17 protein-coding genes are annotated in these 17,693 nt (G+C 54.4%); 13 read left to right on the forward strand and 4 right to left on the reverse strand.

Going from position 1 to position 17,693, the window contains the following annotated elements; all coding sequences use genetic code 11:
* Nucleotides 1-2: 2 nt before the first annotated feature.
* The 4 genes from gcvT to KIS77_16485 all read left to right on the forward strand — a co-directional run bounded on the left by gcvT (nt 3) and on the right by KIS77_16485 (nt 4,090).
* Nucleotides 3-1,130: a glycine cleavage system aminomethyltransferase GcvT gene (gene gcvT / locus KIS77_16470; protein MCW5923938.1), complete on the forward strand. Its 1,128-nt coding sequence runs from the start codon at nt 3-5 to the stop codon at nt 1,128-1,130.
* 182 nt (nt 1,131-1,312) lie between these two features.
* A complete protein-coding gene (locus tag KIS77_16475; protein MCW5923939.1) occupies nt 1,313-2,353 on the forward strand; it encodes a tryptophan 2,3-dioxygenase in 1,041 nt (346 codons plus the stop codon).
* A gap of 103 nt (nt 2,354-2,456) precedes the next feature.
* Nucleotides 2,457-3,497 carry a bifunctional diaminohydroxyphosphoribosylaminopyrimidine deaminase/5-amino-6-(5-phosphoribosylamino)uracil reductase RibD gene (gene ribD / locus KIS77_16480; GenBank protein MCW5923940.1) on the forward strand — a complete coding sequence of 347 codons (1,041 nt, stop codon included), beginning with the start codon at nt 2,457-2,459 and terminating at the stop codon, nt 3,495-3,497.
* A gap of 11 nt (nt 3,498-3,508) precedes the next feature.
* Nucleotides 3,509-4,090, forward strand: a complete 582-nt coding sequence (locus KIS77_16485; GenBank protein ID MCW5923941.1) for a pseudouridine synthase — start codon at nt 3,509-3,511, stop codon at nt 4,088-4,090.
* A gap of 2 nt (nt 4,091-4,092) precedes the next feature.
* On the opposite strand, the gene KIS77_16490 is transcribed toward KIS77_16485, so the two are convergent.
* Nucleotides 4,093-5,148, reverse strand: coding sequence for an alkaline phosphatase family protein (locus tag KIS77_16490; protein MCW5923942.1), 1,056 nt, complete (start codon nt 5,146-5,148; stop codon nt 4,093-4,095).
* Between the two features lie 391 nt (nt 5,149-5,539).
* Here KIS77_16490 and KIS77_16495 point away from each other — a divergent pair, with 391 nt between their 5' ends.
* Nucleotides 5,540-6,169: a hypothetical protein gene (locus tag KIS77_16495; GenBank protein MCW5923943.1), complete on the forward strand. Its 630-nt coding sequence runs from the start codon at nt 5,540-5,542 to the stop codon at nt 6,167-6,169.
* A 347-nt stretch (nt 6,170-6,516) separates the two neighbouring features.
* On the forward strand, nt 6,517-7,296 hold the full coding sequence (locus KIS77_16500) for a DUF4058 family protein (GenBank protein ID MCW5923944.1): 780 nt from the start codon (nt 6,517-6,519) through the stop codon (nt 7,294-7,296).
* 136 nt (nt 7,297-7,432) lie between these two features.
* Here the strand turns inward: KIS77_16500 and KIS77_16505 are convergent, their stop codons facing one another.
* Entirely contained in the window at nt 7,433-7,981 is a 549-nt protein-coding gene (locus tag KIS77_16505) for an SRPBCC domain-containing protein (GenBank protein MCW5923945.1), read from the reverse strand.
* Between the two features lie 144 nt (nt 7,982-8,125).
* On the opposite strand from KIS77_16505, the gene KIS77_16510 reads away from it, so the two are divergent.
* Complete coding sequence (locus tag KIS77_16510) at nt 8,126-8,440, forward strand: divalent-cation tolerance protein CutA (GenBank protein MCW5923946.1); 315 nt, start codon at nt 8,126-8,128, stop codon at nt 8,438-8,440.
* A 70-nt stretch (nt 8,441-8,510) separates the two neighbouring features.
* Here the strand turns inward: KIS77_16510 and KIS77_16515 are convergent, their stop codons facing one another.
* The gene (locus KIS77_16515; GenBank protein MCW5923947.1) at nt 8,511-10,187 is read right to left on the reverse strand and encodes a hypothetical protein; all 1,677 of its coding nucleotides are present in this window, start codon (nt 10,185-10,187) and stop codon (nt 8,511-8,513) included.
* 512 nt (nt 10,188-10,699) lie between these two features.
* On the opposite strand from KIS77_16515, the gene KIS77_16520 reads away from it, so the two are divergent.
* The 6 genes from KIS77_16520 to xseB all read left to right on the forward strand — a co-directional run bounded on the left by KIS77_16520 (nt 10,700) and on the right by xseB (nt 14,129).
* Nucleotides 10,700-11,086 carry a hypothetical protein gene (locus KIS77_16520; GenBank protein MCW5923948.1) on the forward strand — a complete coding sequence of 129 codons (387 nt, stop codon included), beginning with the start codon at nt 10,700-10,702 and terminating at the stop codon, nt 11,084-11,086.
* Between the two features lie 440 nt (nt 11,087-11,526).
* Entirely contained in the window at nt 11,527-12,054 is a 528-nt protein-coding gene (locus KIS77_16525) for a LemA family protein (protein ID MCW5923949.1), read from the forward strand.
* A 70-nt stretch (nt 12,055-12,124) separates the two neighbouring features.
* Nucleotides 12,125-12,556 (forward strand): TPM domain-containing protein, encoded by a 432-nt coding sequence (locus tag KIS77_16530; GenBank protein MCW5923950.1) that lies wholly within the window; start codon nt 12,125-12,127, stop codon nt 12,554-12,556.
* Nucleotides 12,537-13,427 carry a TPM domain-containing protein gene (locus KIS77_16535; protein MCW5923951.1) on the forward strand — a complete coding sequence of 297 codons (891 nt, stop codon included), beginning with the start codon at nt 12,537-12,539 and terminating at the stop codon, nt 13,425-13,427. Before KIS77_16530 ends, KIS77_16535 begins: the two co-directional genes overlap by 20 nt.
* Nucleotides 13,428-13,499: 72 nt before the next feature.
* The gene (locus KIS77_16540; GenBank protein MCW5923952.1) at nt 13,500-13,886 is read left to right on the forward strand and encodes an SET domain-containing protein-lysine N-methyltransferase; all 387 of its coding nucleotides are present in this window, start codon (nt 13,500-13,502) and stop codon (nt 13,884-13,886) included.
* Between the two features lie 45 nt (nt 13,887-13,931).
* A complete protein-coding gene (gene xseB / locus KIS77_16545) occupies nt 13,932-14,129 on the forward strand; it encodes an exodeoxyribonuclease VII small subunit (protein ID MCW5923953.1) in 198 nt (65 codons plus the stop codon).
* A 720-nt stretch (nt 14,130-14,849) separates the two neighbouring features.
* Here the strand turns inward: xseB and KIS77_16550 are convergent.
* Nucleotides 14,850-17,558, reverse strand: coding sequence for a HEAT repeat domain-containing protein (locus tag KIS77_16550; protein MCW5923954.1), 2,709 nt, complete (start codon nt 17,556-17,558; stop codon nt 14,850-14,852).
* Between the last annotated feature and the right edge of the window lie 135 nt (nt 17,559-17,693).

Consider the following 17,693-nt stretch of genomic DNA (forward strand, 5'->3'; position numbering starts at 1 on the left):
GCATGAAAAGCACACCGCTTACCGAAAGACACATCGCTCTCGGCGCAAAAATGGCCGAATTCGCGGGCTACAACATGCCCATTTCCTACACCTCCATCACTGATGAACACCGCGCCGTGCGCACCGCCGTTGGGGTGTTCGACGTGAGCCACATGGGAGAGTTCATCGTGCGTGGCAAGGATGCCACCCGGTTCCTTCAAAGCGCCACCACCAACGACGTGAGCAAGCTCAAGCCCGGCGACGTGCAGTATTCCAGCTTGCCCAACAAAAAAGGCGGCATCGTGGACGACCTGCTCATCTACCGCCTCGACGACGCGCCCGAAATGACAGTGGACGGCGAGCAAAGCTATATGCTGGTGGTGAACGCCTCCAACGAGACCAAAGACTGGCGCTGGCTCAAGCGACTCGCACGCGGCCTCGAGGTGAAAATGCAAAACATCTCCGCCAAGACGGGTCTCATCGCCGTGCAAGGCCCCAAAGCCGCCGAGGCACTGCAAAAACTCACGGACATTGACCTTAAAAGCATCAAATACTACAGCTTCCGCCGGGGTCGCTTCGCAGGCTGCAACAACGTCATCGTGTCAGCAACGGGCTACACGGGGTCGGGCGGTTTTGAGATATATGCCAAAAACAAAGACTTGGTGAAAATATGGGACAAGGTCTTCAAGCACGGCGAGAAATGGGGCATCAAGCCCGCCGGCCTCGGCGCGCGCGACACACTCCGTCTCGAAATGGGCTACTGCCTCTACGGCAACGACATTGACGACAAAAGCAGCCCGTTGGAAGCTGGACTGGGGTGGATAACCAAACTCGGCAAGGCGGACACGTTCCCTTCAAAAGAGCGTTTTCAAAAACAAAAAACCGAGGGCGTGAAGCGCCGCCTTGTCGGTTTTGTGCTGGATGGCGAGCGCCGCGTGCCGCGTCATGGCTACGAAATCGAAAGCCGCCGTGGCGCAAAAATCGGGGTGGTGACCTCCGGCACCCACTCCCCCACCCTCGACAAACCTATCGGCATGGGCTATGTAAAAGTCAAATTCGCCGAACCCGGCACCAAAATCATGATTGTGGCTGGCGGGAAAAAACTCGAAGCGGTGGTGACGAAGGTTCCTTTTGTGGAGCCGGGAGTGTGAGGGAATTTGCGATTTACGATTTACGATTTGCGATTTACGATTTACGATTTGCGATTTACGATTTACGATTTACGATTTGCGTATGACCATTTCGAGAATGATTTTTCAAGAATGACTTTTCAAGAATGACATTTCGAGAATGACATTTCGAGAATGACCATTTCAAGAATGACGATTTACGAATGACTCCAATGAAAGAAGTCCACTATTCCGACTACCTCCAACTCGAAAAAATACTTTCAGCACAAACCCTTGAAAGCGAGTTGCAAGGTGCCCCCGCGCACGACGAGATGTTGTTCATCATCATCCATCAGGCGTATGAGCTTTGGTTCAAGCAAATCCTGTTCGAGATAGACTCGGTGGCCGACATCATGGCCAACCCGATTAACGACAACTCGCCCGACCTCCAGACGGTGGTGCATCGGCTCAGTCGCGTAGCGACCATCTTGAAAGTGGCTGTCCACCAGATTGATATTCTGGAAACGATGACCCCTATGGACTTCCTCGATTTCCGCGACTTCCTGCGCCCCGCCTCGGGCTTTCAAAGTTGGCAGTTCAAAATCGCGGAGGCCAAGTTGGGGCTGCGATTTCCTGAGCGTTTTGGTCAGGAATACTACATCTCCCAATTGCGCCCGGCTCAAGTCGCCCTGATTAAGGAGACCGAACAGCGCTCTTCCCTGCTCGATTTGGTGAGTGCATGGCTCGAACGGATGCCCTTTTTCGATGCGCCTGCTTATTGGGCCTCCTACCGCCCCTTGTTCCCTGTGGCGGATGGGAAACACCCATTTTGGAGCGATTATTCAGCCATCTACACCAACAGTCTGGTAGAGGGCGAAAAAGGCAACGTGGGGCACTTCGAAAAATTCTTTTTCGGCGAAAACAACCCCGCAGAGCGCCGCCTTAGCGCGAGCGCCGCTCGTGCCGCCCTTTTTATCATGCTCTATCGGGGCTATCCGCTGCTCCAACTGCCTTTCCAACTGCTCAACAACCTGCTCGAAATAGACGAGCAACTCTCCACTTGGCGCTATCGCCACCTCAACATGGTGACGCGCATGATTGGCTTGCGCACCGGCACAGGCGGCTCCAGCGGTCAGGGCTATCTCAAAGGCGCTTTGGACAAACACTATATTTTTCGGGACATCGCCGCGCTTTCCAGTTACCTCATCGAACGGCGAAAACTCCCGCAACTGAGCAAGGAGCTGGAGCACGGGTTGGGGTTTTGAGCCGGATTAACGAGTTGAGGGGTGCTATAACAAGACCATTTCCTCTGAACACACTCCCGTCTCGTCGGCAATTTTCACATTCCCTCATTAGCACATTCGCAAATTGACCACCGACGCTCAATATATCCGCCGATGCTTTGACTTGGCGCTGCTGGGGGCAGGGCATGTGTCACCCAACCCCATGGTGGGCGCGGTGCTGGTGCACGGAGGGCGAATCATCGGGGAAGGATGGCACCAGCGATACGGCGCGGCCCATGCCGAGGTCAATTGCTTGCGCTCCGTCGCGCCCGACGACCGCCCCCTGATTCCTTATTCCACCTTGTATTGCTCGTTGGAGCCGTGTTTCCATTTTGGAAAAACACCACCCTGCGTGGATTTGATTTTGGAACAAAAAATACCGCGCGTGGTAGTGGCGAACGAAGACCCCAACCCCCAAGTGGCTGGCCAAAGCATCGCCAAAATGCGCACAGCAGGCGTGGAAGTGGTGACAGGGGTGCTGGCAAACGAGGGGCAATGGCTCAATCGTGCCTTTTTCACTTGGCTCGAACTGCAGCGCCCCCACATCATCCTTAAATGGGCGCAAACCCGCGATGGATTTCTCGGCAGACGCGGCGAACGCACTCCCATCTCCGGCCCTGCTGCTCAGCGGCTATTGCACCGCTGGCGCAGCGAGGCCGATGCAATCTGGGTGGGCACCACCACGGCCCTCACCGACAATCCCCGCCTCGACGCACGCCTCGTGGGCGGCAAAAATCCCTTGCGCGTCACATTCGACCGGGCCGGAAAAATTCCAGCGGGCTTTCACTTGCTCGACGACTCCATCGCCACTTGGATATTCGGAAAATACCGGGAAGGCCATTTTTCAAAAACCTCTTTTTTCCCAGCGGAAAACGATGCCGCGACCTTGGTGCCCCAGGTATTGGAAAAGCTCCGCGCCGCCAACCACGCCATCGTGTTGGTGGAAGGCGGTGCCCAAGTGCTGTCACAACTGCTCGAACAAGGCTACTGGGACGAAATCCGCGTCATCGAAAGCGAACGCGCATTGGGCGACGGCATAGCGGCACCCAAAGTCCCGGAAGTGGCACAGTTGCGAGAACAATTCGCATTGGGCAGCGACATGGTTCGAGTGTATGCCCGTTTGTAAACAAGAGCGCCATGCCACATTTTATCATCTTCAAACCCTACGGGATGTTGAGCCAGTTCACCCCCGACCATCCGGGGCAAACGACGTTGGCCGACTTGGGCTTCGCATTTCCCAAAAACGCCTACCCGGTGGGGCGGCTCGATGCCGATAGCGAGGGGCTGCTGTTGCTGACCGACGACAAAACGCTGAACTTCAAACTGCTGAACCCCCAAAGCCATGTCGCCAAAACTTATTGGGCGCAAGTGGAGGGTGTCCCCGCAGCGGGCGATTTGGAAAAACTCCGCCGTGGCACCGACATACGCATCAGCGGCCAAACCCACCGGACGCGCCCCGCAGCCGTGCGCCTGCTCACCGCCGCGCCAGACCTGCCACCACGGGAGCCACCCATCCGCGTTCGGCAGACGGTGCCGGATAGCTGGCTTGAAATCACCCTCACCGAAGGCAAAAACCGCCAAGTGCGCCGTATGTGCGCCGCCATTGGGTTTCCCGTGTTGCGCTTGGTGCGGGTAGGGTTGGGGCCGTTTCGACTGGCAGAGGGCGCCTTGGCAGGTATGCTGCCGGGGGAGGTGCGGCAAGTGGCCCTTGGGGAGTAGCGTCATTTAAAAGAAATCTCGCTCGTGCGTATCGTGTGTTCGATGCGCTGATTGCCCCTGATGTCGTGCACCTCCATTTTGATGGATGGGTCTTGCTGCTGCCAGTCAATCGTGAGCAGGCCAATGTGATTGTCCATGACGGGGCCTTCGATGCGATTGTCGTTGGGCGTGGCAAAATGCCAAGTGGAAGTGATGCCGCTGGATGTCACATCGTAGATGGGGTACATCCCTTCTTCTTTCAAGACCGATATTTCTGCGTAGTGCACGTCGCCCGTGATGAAGAGCACGCCGTTGGCGCGGGTCTTTTTGATAAGGTCGAGCATACGTTGGCGCTCATGGGGGAAATTGGCCCAGGCCTCGTAGCCGTTGTAGGAAATGCTGAACTGAGTGCCGCTACCGATGATGCGCAGGGTGGCTGGTTTGCGCAATTCTGCTTCGAGCCATTGCCACTGTGCCTCTCCAAGCAAGGTAGAATCCGGGATTTCGTGCGGGTAGTAGTCGAGCGGGTAAAAAAAGCGGTCGTCGCGGCTTAGCTCGCCCCGATAGATGCGCAGGTCGTCGCGGAAGGTGCGGTTGTCGAGCAGAATGATTTGCAGGCGCTTGCCTTGCTCTTCAAACATATAAGAGGTGTAGATACCCTCGTGTTGGCGGCGCGGCGAGTCGGCGGGTTCTTCCCAGAAGTCGAGAAAAATTTCCTTTGATTCTTTCTTGAAAGCATAGTGGCGCCCGGAGTCGTTCCAGCCGAAGTCGTGGTCGTCCCAAGTGGCGAGGAACCGCGTGGCTTTTTTCAGGCGTTGGAATTCGGGTTTGGCGGCGAGTTGGGCGTATTTGGCCCGGAGCACGTTCATGTCCTTCGTATCGCCGTAGATGTTGTCGCCCAGCCAGACAAAGAGGTCGGGGCGACGTGCCAGCGCCGTGTCGAGAATGGGCATGGGCCTGTCCTGCGAGCCGCAGGAGCCGAAAGCGATGCGAGAAGGCAGCGCGGCAGCGCGTGTTTGCGCGCCAATGTGTTGCGCGGAAAAAACAAGCAACAATAGGGGGAAAAAGGCGAATTTCATGTGCATGGCATTTTAGGCGGCAAGGTAAGTCTGGTTCGGGTTGGAGGGGGCAGGTGCGAGGGTTAAGAATATGTTGCGTTTTTCGGGATGAGTCTTTTTCATGTTGAGGCATTGTCAAACAAGAACCTTTGATAATTTTGTGGTAAAAAACTTAGCGCATCACCCCCACCCCCTCCCTACTGGTAGGGGTCGGGGGTGATGCGATGAGCTTTTACATTTTATACGAATCAAGAGTTAAGCACCCACGTTTACGAAACTTTTGAAAGTTTCGTAAACGCAAGTCGCTTAAAATGAAGTCAATTTTCTAACCCTTGATTCGCGTATTTTATGAAAAACCACACTCAAACCTTTTTCAATTTTCAGGCTAAAAATGGGAAAAAACACGATTTTCATGTTTGTTCTATGGGGCTTGGCTACCCATCTGGCTGCCCAACCTTTTCAGGAGTCGGAGGTGAATTATGTCTCTTTTGAAAACAAACCCTCGTACTCGTTGTCCGGGAAAAACCTTCATTCACTTGCAGCGGACACGCTGGATTTTAGCGACTATGGTGGCAAGGTCGGCTTTGGGATTTCTATTTTCAGCGGCACTGGGCTGCCTCTACGCTATTATTTCAATCCCAAAAACGTGGTGGAAGGCGGAGTCTATGTAGGTGGGGTGGCGATACGAAGAGAAGACATCAATGGCAACTTTGAGTCTCTTGACTATATAGGAAATTTCATGTTGGGGGTGGGCTACACCTATTTTGGAAGTCGTTTTTTGAAGGAGAAAAAAAACAAGAACAAGGTGCGGGCACACGGCATTGCCGTGCGCGGCAACTATTTGCTTGGCAATTTTAAAACCACGTTCGCCTCCTTGGGTTGGGCGATGGAAACTTTCAGGCAAGAGCGGAAAAACAAGTCATTCATCTTCGAGCTCGGATTGCAGGCGGCCTTCCCCGATTTTGTGTACAGAGACCTGAAGTATTCCGGGGTGTGGCCGGGCTTGTATTTGCGGTGTCATTGGAATTTTTTCCTGAATTGAATATCCCTTTTCACGACGAAAGCGTTGGGCATCCCGTACTGTTAGAGTTTCGGGCTTGGCCCCTCATGCTGCCGTTTGTGGCTGACGAGAGGCCGGTTGTTGGCTATTCTCGGTTTGTAAGAGGCGTCATCTTTTGAGGAACGAAAAAGGCGACACCTCGGCCTGTTTTTGAGATGTCACCCCTCCATTCTTCCGGGATGATACTTCAGAACCCGACAAAGGGAGAATCGCTGACCAGTTGTTGGCGAGACGCCAACAACGGCAGGGCGGCAGGACGTTGTAAAGGTCAAGGGTTGGGCGGTTGATGGCGCGTGATTTTTCTTTACATTTGCCTCAAAATATCCTTCATGGCCTCTCCTTTTCCCGGCATGGACCCCTATCTCGAAGGCGACTTGTGGCCCGATGTGCATCATGCATTGGCTTCTCAAATACGTCGCCAGTTGATGCCGTTGATTCAGCCCAAATACGTCGCTCGCATCAGTCGGTATGTGGTGGAGGACAACGCGCCAGAAAGCGAAATAGGCATCATGTACCCCGATGTGGAAGTGTTGTTGGGGCGGTCGGCAGGAGCGGTGAGTGAGCCTTCCGTCGCCTATTCCACAGGAAGCACGCCGTTGCCTCCGTCCCTTTCCGTTCCAATATTTGCTCCGGTGGAGGTTCGAATTCCTGTCGTGGAAATCAGAGATTCGACTGACAATCTTTTGATTACCGCCATTGAAATTTTGTCGCCAGTAAACAAGCGTGAGCCGGGTTTGAACCAATATCTTCAAAAGCGCCGTCGGTTGCATCAATCCGGTATCCATTTTTTGGAAATTGACCTGCTCCGACGAGGAACTCGCCCGGTGCAACACCCGAAATTGGAAAAAACGCCCTATCTGATTGCCCTCACGCGGGCGCACCAAGCGCAAACGGACATTTGGCCCGTTGGCCTGCGCTCGCCGCTTCCTGTCGTGCCTGTCCCGTTAGCAGCACCCGACCAAGACGTGCCGCTCGATCTGCAACACGCGCTCCGCGAGGTGTATAAAGATGCGGCATACCATCTTTCGATTGACTATTCCGCCGCACCGCCGCCGCCCAAATTGGAGGCAGAGGATGCAGCGTGGGCGCAAGGGCTTAAACCCGTGTAAGCGAATTTCACCTCGCTTGGTGAAAACACAAGCAGCCTGCATTTCGGGCTTGGCCGCCCCCACGTTGCCGTTTGTTGTTGGCGAGATGCCAACAACGGCGGGAAGAAAAGTTGTCAATCTCCCTTTCCTGCGTTGGTTATCGGTGCGCCTCGGCTTTCTTTTTGATTTCGCGCAGCCACACGTCGTGGAGCCTGCGCAGTTTGTTGGGCTGAAATGTTTTTTCAAAAAAGGTCAGCCAGCCGTTTTGCGACTCATCTGTGATGACTTTGCAGCCATAGTCGGTGGGAACGATGAGCCAAGCATGGTACCCTTGAATGTTTTTCTTTTTGGACTCCCAACTCAGCCGCAAAGGCGGCGCGAATTCTTGTATGACGGATTCAAAATTCAGTCCCATCGTTTTCCATGTGAACACGGATTGGGCGGTCAGCACCGTGTCGCTTTCCGGGCGAATGACGACCTTTCGAGCGCCTTCATACCACGCGGGCCACGACTCGGCATCAATCAGAATGCCCCAAACCACTTCTGGTGGGGCGCTCACCTCGATTTCGTTGTGCACAAAAAACTTGCTTTTGGAAGGCTCGTAGCGGGCAGGCCAATGAATCGTCGAAGTGTCGGGCGAGGAGGAGGGTTGAGCCGTCAGTCGGAAGCAAAAGAGCAGCATTGCGGCAAAAAGTTTTGTTGTCATAGCGCATATTTTTGCCACAAAATTCGGGTCGTGCTTTCCGTTGGCGCGATAACAAATGTTTAGACTTGTTGAAAAACCCCACGCCGCGATTTCGCCGAATATCCGACTTTTGGGACGAGAGAAATCAACGCAACCGCACCACTCATGGCCTTTCTCGTTTTCTACATCACGCACCCCGACGAGGCCACCGCACGCCGCGTGGCCGCTCACCTTGTGCAGGAGCGCCTCGCGGCCTGCAGCAATGCCTTCCCCATCACCAGTGTCTTTTGGTGGCAGGGCGCGGTGCAACACGAGGGCGAGTGGGTCTCCATCGTGAAGACGCGGCTTGATTTGGAAGAAAAATTGGAAGCCGAAATTCGCAAAATGCACCCCTACGAAGTTCCCTGCATCATGCGCTGGGAGGCGCGGGCCAACGCTGACTACGAAGCATGGATTGTAGCAGAGACAACGGGCGGCTGATAGGGCAAGCGCCAAGGTTCGTCGCTCATGTCAACAAGGCTTGGGGGCGCGTCCTTTCCTTGCGCTTTTTCTAACTCAATTCCCCGATTTTCTCTTCCAGCCATTCCCAGTCCACCGTTGCGTTGCTGTCGAGCATTGCCTGAGCCGCTTCGAGTTCTTTGGCGATGTCGGCGTTGCGGCGGGTTTCTTTTTTGATTTTCAGGTTGAAAAGTTTGCGAGCCGTTTTGAAGAAGCGGAGGCGCTCGTCGCGGCGCTCTTTGGGCAAATCCCTGTTGCGTTCTATGCGGGCGAGGCTGTTGCGAATGAGGTGGTCGTCCAATCCTCCCCGCTCATATTGTATTTTCACGTCTGTTGCGGCGGCCACCGCGAAAAAATAGATGTCCTCCACATCGCTGTATTTTTTGTATTCGGGTATGGCTTGGGCGGCTTTTTCGTAGTCTCCTGAGGTAAAATAAAGCATGGACCACCAGATGCGAACAGCATACTTGGGATGCGGGCGGCCTCGCGGCGGCTTGGTGCCCGGCTCCTCGTTGTGCGCTCCGGCAAACTCGCGCAAGAACTGCACGGCCCAAGCCACCTTGTTCAGTTTGAGGGCGGTGTTCAGCATATTGGTCACTTGAATCATGGGCAGGTTCTTGTTGGCGGGCAGGCGCTGCAATTGCTCGCGGTGCATCCCGTGCAAGCGACCGATGAACTGGGGGTCTTTGGTGTGGCGATAGCGGCGGTTCCAGTAGCTGCGCAGCAGCACATTGAAATCATCGAGGCGGGATTTGGGCAAGGCATCAATGTGCCGGGCGAGCATATCGGCAAATCGGTCGGAGGCCAAGTCGCCCGCCTCGTTGTTTTCGGGCAAAAACTCCAGCAAGGTGGTGTAGAGCGCAATGCCCGGCGTGTCCTGCCAGTATTGGTGCCGGCGCATGAGCTCCACCATTTCCAAGGTGATGTCTCGATTGGCCATGAGGCGCTGGCGCTTGGGGGGGTCGTTGGCAAACATCTGCGCGATATTCTGGTAATGCACCAAGCGGCTCATAAGTTCGAGCTTGGAGTAGAGGTAGAAGCGGTCGAGCTCTTCCAAGGCGGCCAGCATATTAAGGTCTGCCTCGATTTCCTCCCGATGGTGGTCGTAGAGGGCCTTTTCGTGTTCCAAGAGGTATCGGAAAAAGAGGAAGTCGCTGAACTCGTAGCCTTCGTAGTGGTCGAATTTTGTTTGCTCATCAAGCAGTTCGCGCAATTCGGTGTAGAGGTTTTGGAAATAATTTTCGGTGCGCTTCACCCGCTGCCCTTTGCCCTGAGGAGCCGACTTGGCAGAGGCATTCACTGATTTCAGGTGAAGGCGCTCGCTGTAGAACCGCAACAATGCCAGTTGTTGTCGGGTAAAATTGAGCAGCAACATGGGTTTTTCGGTAAATTCTTTTTTCGAGCTGCGCCGCACGGGCTTGCCGCCTTTCACCGCCGAGTACCGGAAATTGATGAATTGCTTGAGGATGTGCATCAATTCCGACATGGCTTTTTCCACTTCCCCTACCGGGTTCTTTCGGTCTGGAAAAAGCGCTTTCCCGGCTTCTTCTTTCGTCAATTGCTCGTCCGTGAATGCCGGATAGCCCAAACGGATGTGCTCGAACAGCCGCAGGGTGTCCTTGAACCGCGTGGCCTCGTTGAATATAGGCGAAGCCACAAAGAGGTAAAACTGCTCGAATTCCTCGGGGTCGAGCAGTTGCAATGTGCGAATAAGCGGGCTGTCAAGCATTTTTTTCGGCGGGGGAGAGCGTTTTTTGATGGAAGCTATTGCGTTCCGTGTGCCGCGTATTTTGGAAAAGGTGGGGATTAAAACCGCGCAAAAGTCACAAAAACGCGGCAACCAGCCAATTTTTGAAAAAAAAAGATAAAAAACGGCTTTGGAAGTGATGCGGCAATGTGTGTTAGGAATGCGCTGACACCACCCCCCATCTTTGTTTCGTCAACGATGATGAACGACACAAGGTTGATAACCGTCAGAAGTGAAACGTGAAAAACCCAACCACCCGCAAAACCCGAAAGCAGTCTTCCAACCCCTTGGGCCAACATGAGAAATGTTTGTGCGGGAAGCCCTTGACAACCACCTGACCACCAAACCTGACCGGCGCCCTAACCCAATCATGTGTGCGAAAGATGAAAAGCGGGGCGCCGGCAGGGGTCGGGTTCTGAAAACAGCCAAACATCTCAAAACCGTCGCGAAACAGTCCGAACCTACTATGAGAAAATCACCCTTCAATATGCTTTATGAGACCGCTGTTTTTCGAGGTGCGCTGCAACCTCTCGCAAGAAAGTCCACTATGGAACGACATCCATAGCCTGAGCCTTGAAGTCGGCTACCCCGGTCGCGGGGGGCAGATGCTCTGGAAACGCATCGGTTGGCTGAACGACCAATTGCTGCCAGCTGGCAAAGGCATCGCCCACGCGGTGTGGAATCGGGCCTCGACCAGTTTGATACTCATCTTCGACTTTTTGCCAGTGATGTTGCCGGATAGTGCTGTGTTGGACAAGACTTATCGCATCCGAAAAAAAATAAAAACCGCAGCAGGGCGCTCGCGCGTCTCCCATTCGGGCATCCTGCAAGGCGAATACCGCGACGAGCACTTCACGCTCTCGCCTCAATACCCCGAGTGAAACGCAACCATGAGATACCCAGTCCTCCCCCTTGACCTCCCAACCTTGAAAAGCCACCAAACCACATGAAAGCGCCCATGCGCCCCAACGTTCCAAATGACCCGATTCTCCCTTGAAAACATTCTTATCAACCACTTGAAACATCCCATTTCCCATTAATCGGTTTAGAAAAGCCTGTTCGGCGGAAGAGCCGGGCGCAAGGGCTGCGAGCCTGTATGACTTCCGTCTGATGAAGACAATTGAGCCTGTTGCCGTTCGCTCGGTGACAGGCTCTTTGTTTTTGTCCGAATTTTCTTGCCCACAACAGACTGTTCGCATAGAAACGAATCGCTACTTTCGCACAAATTTTTTTCAAAACAAACTTACAACTAACTATGACAGACTTTCGCAAGTACCTCCCACTTATCATCCTCGGCGTTTTGGTGTTGTTCGGATTCAGCATGTGCAACACCTACAACAAACTCGGCCCGATGGAAGAAGGCGTGAAAAAGGCATGGTCGCAAGTGGAAAACCAGTACCAACGCCGCGCCGACCTGATTCCCAACCTTGTCAACACGGTGAAAGGCTACGCCAATTTCGAGCAGGAAACCCTGCAAAAAGTCGTCGAGGCACGCACCTCCGCCACGCAGGTGAAAATTGACGTGGGCGACCTGACCGAGGAAAACATACGGCGCTACGAACAGGCACAACAAGGCCTGTCCGGCGCGTTGGGACGCCTGTTGGCGGTGGCTGAAAACTACCCCGACTTGAAAGCCAACCAAAGTTTTCTCGACTTGCAAAAACAATTGGAAGGCACCGAGAACCGAATCTCCGTGGAGCGCAAAAACTTCAACGAAGCCGTAGAGGGATACAACGCCTACATCCGTCGTTTTCCGACCAATATGATTGCCGGAATGTTTGGATTCTCCAAAAAAGGCTACTTCCAAGCCGCACCCGGCTCGGAGAAAGCGCCGGAAGTCAAGTTTTAATTTTTGTCATCGGCTGCCCTACCCAACCCACATCCGTGCGTTGCGGCAGCCGATGGCCAACGGCCCAACCATGATTTTTACAAAAGACGAAGAAGTCCGCATCGTGCAAGCCATCCGGGCGGCGGAGCGCCGCACATCGGGGGAAATCCGCGTGTATGTGGAAGACTTCTGCGACCGCGACCACCCTGTGGAGCGTGCGGCGGAGGTCTTTCATTTATTCGGGATGTTCAACACGAAAGAACGAAACGGGGTGCTTGTTTACATCGCCCAAAAGTCGCATCAGTTCGCAATATGGGGCGATGCGGGCATTCACGAGCGGGTCGGCTTCCAATTCTGGGATGCCGAAAAACAATTGATGCGCGAATATTTCCAACGCGACCAAGCGGCTGAGGGCGTGTGCCTCGCCATCGCTCAAATCGGGGAACGGCTCCGCGAACATTTCCCCGCCGCAGCAGATGACAAAAACGAAAATGAACTTCCCGATGAAATTATCTTTGGTTGATACGCACGCCGCCAGCCATTGGCCATCGCTCGCCCACTCCAAATTTCGTTCGTGGGGTCGGGCAGTTTCATATCGCCAGTGGTTGTTCGTGATGCTGGCGATGCTGCTGCCGCTTTGCGGCGAGGCTCAATGGGACAAGGACTTGTTCCCGCCCAAGCCAGAACCCGCCGTGTACGTCCACGACTACTCGAACTGGCTGACCCCGCACGAAAAGACGGTGTTGGAACAAAAACTCGTCCGCTACTACGATTCCACTTCCACTCAAATCGTGGTGATGATTCGCCCCGATATTGGCGACTACGACAACGCATCCTACGCTTTCGAGCTGGGAAACCGATGGGGCATAGGCCGCAAGAGCAAGAACAACGGGGTGGTGATGCTCATCAAAACAGAGCCGCCGGGCCGAGGGGCCTTCATCGCCACTGGCTACGGCGTGGAGGGGGCGCTTCCCGATATTACTGCCGGGCGCATCATTCGCAACACCATGATACCTTATTTCCAGCGCGAGCAATACGCGCAAGGCATCAATGCGGGCGTGGACGACATCATCAGCGCACTGGCTGGCGAATACACCAACGAAGGCACGGATGATGCGGAAATACCTTGGTGGATACCCTTGCTGATGCTCCTGATAATCTTCTTTTTTATCTTCCTCATGGCGCGTCTGGCCAAAAAGCACGGCACTTGGTACACACATTCTGGCCCAACGCCCACGCGACGAGTCCGGCGCGGCGGTGGCGACTGGTGGATGGGCGGCGGCGGCGGATTTGGCGGTGGCGGCTGGGGTGGCGGTGGTGGCTGGGGCGGTGGAGGCGGCGGCAGTTTTGGTGGCGGCTCGTTTGGCGGCGGCGGCGCGGGGGGGAGCTGGTAGCGAGAACTCCGATGCTTCGTGACAGGCCGTGATAATGCGCGAACACACCCTTCCAAATCAACCCGCCACTCTATGAGCGTCCAACAAGGTCCCATATTCGTAGCCCACTCCGACGTGCATGGTCAGGGTGTTTTTGCCGCCCGCGACATTGAAGCAGGCGAGGTGATTGAAGTCTGTCCGATTATCCTGTTCCCAAAAACAGAATTGGAATATGTGCGCAAGACGGTGTTGGACGATTACTATTTCGACTGGGGGGAGCAAGGCGAGTGGTTTGCGTTTTGCCTGGGCTATGGCTCGCTCTACAACCACTCCTACGAACCAAATGCCGAATACGGCATGGACTTCGAAGCGCAAACGATTGATTTTTACTGCATAAAAGACATCGCCGCTGGTGAAGAGATTTTTATCAACTACAATGGCGATGCGGACAACCGCTCAAAAGTGTGGTTTGAGGAATGAGCTCGCCCAACGACGATTGATGTTGGCTTTTGAGACACCAACGACATGAAAAAGCAACCCGAACCACTCACCTACGCGTCGGCGTTTGCCGAGCTGCAGCAAATCGTCCGCGACCTACAGGACGAAACGGTGGGCATTGACGAACTGACGGCCAAAATCGCTCGCGCCGCCGAGCTGATTCGTTTTTGCAGGGAACGCCTGCGAATGACGGAGGAAGAGATTGGGAAGTTGGCGGGGGGGTAGAGGGCAGGGCAAACGCATCAAAATACAACCGACCTCGGAGAGGTTTGACATGGGTAAAAATGACGTGTTTTTGTGATAATTATCACGGCCTCGTAGAGGTCAAATGTCCATAGGAGCTAATAGGTCACCCACATTCGACCCCTCCGGGGTCGTACATACCGCGAAAATGGGGCGTTTCTACCAACATTTGACCTCTCCGAGGTTTGTGCCATTTTGATGCGCTTGCCCTAGGGGTAGAGGGTGCCCCGTGATTGTCACGAGCGTTATAGTCAACGCAATTCAGCCCCGTCCGCTTCACTTGGCCGGGCAAGCCCCTGAGTACATGGTCTGACAAGGTGATTTTGAACGAACGACGCTTGCAATCCTTTGAAAACCATACAAATCAATCAAGGCATCCCTGCCTTGCCAACGGGCAGGTTCAACTCCTCTTCAATCTGGGTATATCTTGCTCGATGTGGATTAGGCGTTGATATTTCCGCTCATCTATGAACTGAGGCGCTTGTTCAGGCGGCGATTTGAAATCGCGGCCTGAATAGCACACATTTTCCGAACCTCATTTCAGTCCCTCCCTTGCGTTGCCTTTGCCTACACTATTGGACATTTTCAAATTTGCCACGAAGTCACAAAGACGCAACGCAAAAAGTACGCATTGATTTACCGCGTTTTGTGCCTTTGAGTCTTTGCAGCACAAAAATAACCTCCAGTAGTGTGGCCTTGGCCTCACGGCGTGTCAAACATATCGTAATACAGCTTCAGCGTAGCGTCGGTCTCCTTCTCCTTGATTTCCTTGATGAGTTTGCCCAGCGCTTCCACCCTTGCCGCGTCGCCTTTTTCTTTCAAACCCGAGCGAAGGTCGAAAATGGCCTTGGTGGCAGAGAAACGGCGGAACTCGCTGGTGTTCGGATTGAGCGACACCGCTTTGATTTTTTCCACCCCTGCATCCAACGCCCCCATGTCGCCGAGGCCGAGCAGGAATTTCTGATAATTGTTGAAGAACGAGAAGGCTGCCATGTAGTCCGCCGTGCCAATTTTTTTCTCAAAAAATGGCAAGTTGGCGCGGTCGGGGTTTTGTGCGTAAAGCTCCGCGAGAATGCCCGAAAGGGCTCCGCTTTCGTCGCCTTCAAGGGATTTGGAGGCGGCCACGGCGGCCTTGGGGTCGAGTTTGGAGAGCGCGTCGAGCGAAGCGCCGACGACGCTGTAAGGCTGGTTGTTGGCCAAGCCTTTTTGGATGATGGGGATATAGGCCTTGTCGCCCGTCTCCCCCAGCATCTTGATGGCAGCTGCGCGCACCTCGTGCTCGGGGTCGTTTTCGGCCATCTTTGCCACCGTTTCCAATATGGTCTTGTCCGTCCGTTGGCCCGCGCCGTTGTCCGCTGGAGGGGCGAGGTCGCGTTCATCCACGCGGTTGAGGGCCATTTGCCGGATAGCGTGGAATTTATCGAGCAGCGCCTCTTTCATCACCTGTTTGGCGAGGTCGGTTTTTTTGTTCCGCAGGTACTCTATTGCTTCGTAGCGGTCACGCAACAGCGGCGCGTGGCGATACATGAACGCGAACTCCTCCGGCGTGTGTTGGTCGTCCTTGACGCAGAGCAGCGTTTTTTTTGCGTCGGTGTTGATGAGGGCTGGTTTGGTCGGCGCATCGAAGTAGAAAGTCTGGCTGCGCTTGGTGACGCGGATATGCTCGCGGCGGGCTTTTCCCGATGCGTCGTAAATATCCACCGCCAAAGGCAAGTCGAAAATGTGCGGCACATTGTCGCCCCCTTGGTTTTGGGCGATGGTGACGCTGGCTTTCTTGGTCGCCTCATCCCAACCATAGGTGATGTCGAGCACGGGGTGTCCCGCGCTGAAAAACCATTGGTTGAAGAACCAGTTGAGGTCTTGGCCAGTCACTTCCTCGAAGGCAAGTCGCAGTTCGTGGGCTTCCACGCTGCGGTATTCGTGTTTTTTCAAATAAAAATTGAGCGCGGTGAAAAAAGCGTCGTCGCCGACTTGGTGGCGCAGCATGTGGAGCGCGGCGCCTCCCTTGTTGTAGGAATGAGCGTCGAACATATCCTCGCGGTTTTCGTAGCCAAAATGGATGAGCGGGTGCCCGCCGCCTGCTGCCGAGAAAATATAGCCTTGCTGCTCCTGCATTTCGTGGTAGTCGGCCTCGTCGCGCCCGTATTTGTGTTCGAGCCACAGGTACTCGGAGTAGTTGGCAAATCCCTCGTTGAGGGTCAGGTTGGCCCAGCTCTCGGTCGTCACCAAGTCGCCAAACCAATGGTGAAACATTTCATGCGCCACCACTTTTTCGTTGGTCAGATGCTGGTCCATGAGTTCGCGCTTGGTTTTCTGCATGAACTCCCCAAAAATGACGGCGGTGGTGTTTTCCATGGCGCCGCTCACATAGTCGCGCACCACCACCTGCGAGTATTTTTGCCAGGGGTAGGTGTAGTTGAGCTTTGTGGAGAAAAACTCCAGCATTTCGGGGGTGTAAGGGAAAATATCGCGGGCATGCTGTTCGTATTTTGGCTCCACATAGTATTCCAGCGGAATGTTGCGCCATTTGTCTTTCACCACCGCAAACTCTCCAATAGCCATCATAAACAAGTATGGCGCGTGGGGCTTGTCCATTTTCCAATAATCGGTGCGTGTGCCGTCGGGGTTCTTTTTGGAGGAAACGAGCAGGCCGTTCGATAGGGTCTTGAATTTGTCCTCCACGGTGATGTACATCTCTTGGGTGCAGCGCTCGTTGGGCTTGTCCACCGTTGGGAACCAGAAGGAGTTGCTCTCGGTCTCGCCTTGTGTCCAGATTTGCATTGGCTTGTCCTTGTCGGCGCCATCCGCGTTGATGAAATAAAGCCCCTTGTCGCTTGTGATGGCGGCGCTCCCGCCGAACGATTCGCGCTCGTCGGGTTTGGCGGTGTAGGCGATGGTGACTTTGAACTCGTCGTTGCGCGTGAAAGTCTTGCCAAGATGGATGGTAATCTGCTCGTTGTTGTAGTCGTATTTGAGTTGTTCGGCCTTGCCGTCGAAAGAGACCGAATGGATGTCGAAGTTTTTCGCGTCGAGCGTCACTTTGTCGGTAGCGTAAAACCACGGGCGCATGGTGAGCGTGGCCTTGCCGTTGGCGCGTTTTTTTGGCCAGTCGAACGAAATCTCGATTTTCGTGTGAATCAGGTCGTGTTCGCGGGTGTGCGAGGGGTTGTAGGGCGGCAAGGTGTCCGAATGGTATTCATCATCGGGATACACGTCGGCACCCTCCATGAAGGTATATTCTTCCGGTTCTTCTTCCTCATCCTCGCCGACCAACGGTTTGCCCATGTCGTTCCATTCGGTGGGCGGCGATGGCTGGGTGGGCGTGGTAGCGGTGGAAGTGCCGGTTTTGGGGGTGCAGCTCAGGAAGAGCGCAAGAGCGGCGAGCAACGCCGCAGAGAAAAGGCTTCGCATGGATGCAGTCTGATTTGTTGATGTGTGTGCTTTTTTGAGATTGATAGGTGGTTGAGGGGGCAAAATTTCTTTGCGGGTGCATGTTCCGAACGTGCCGAAAGGTACTTGACAGGATTTGGGTAACAACAGCATCAA

The sequence above is a fragment of the Saprospiraceae bacterium genome, assembly GCA_026129545.1.
In the GTDB taxonomy this organism is placed as follows: domain Bacteria; phylum Bacteroidota; class Bacteroidia; order Chitinophagales; family Saprospiraceae; genus M3007.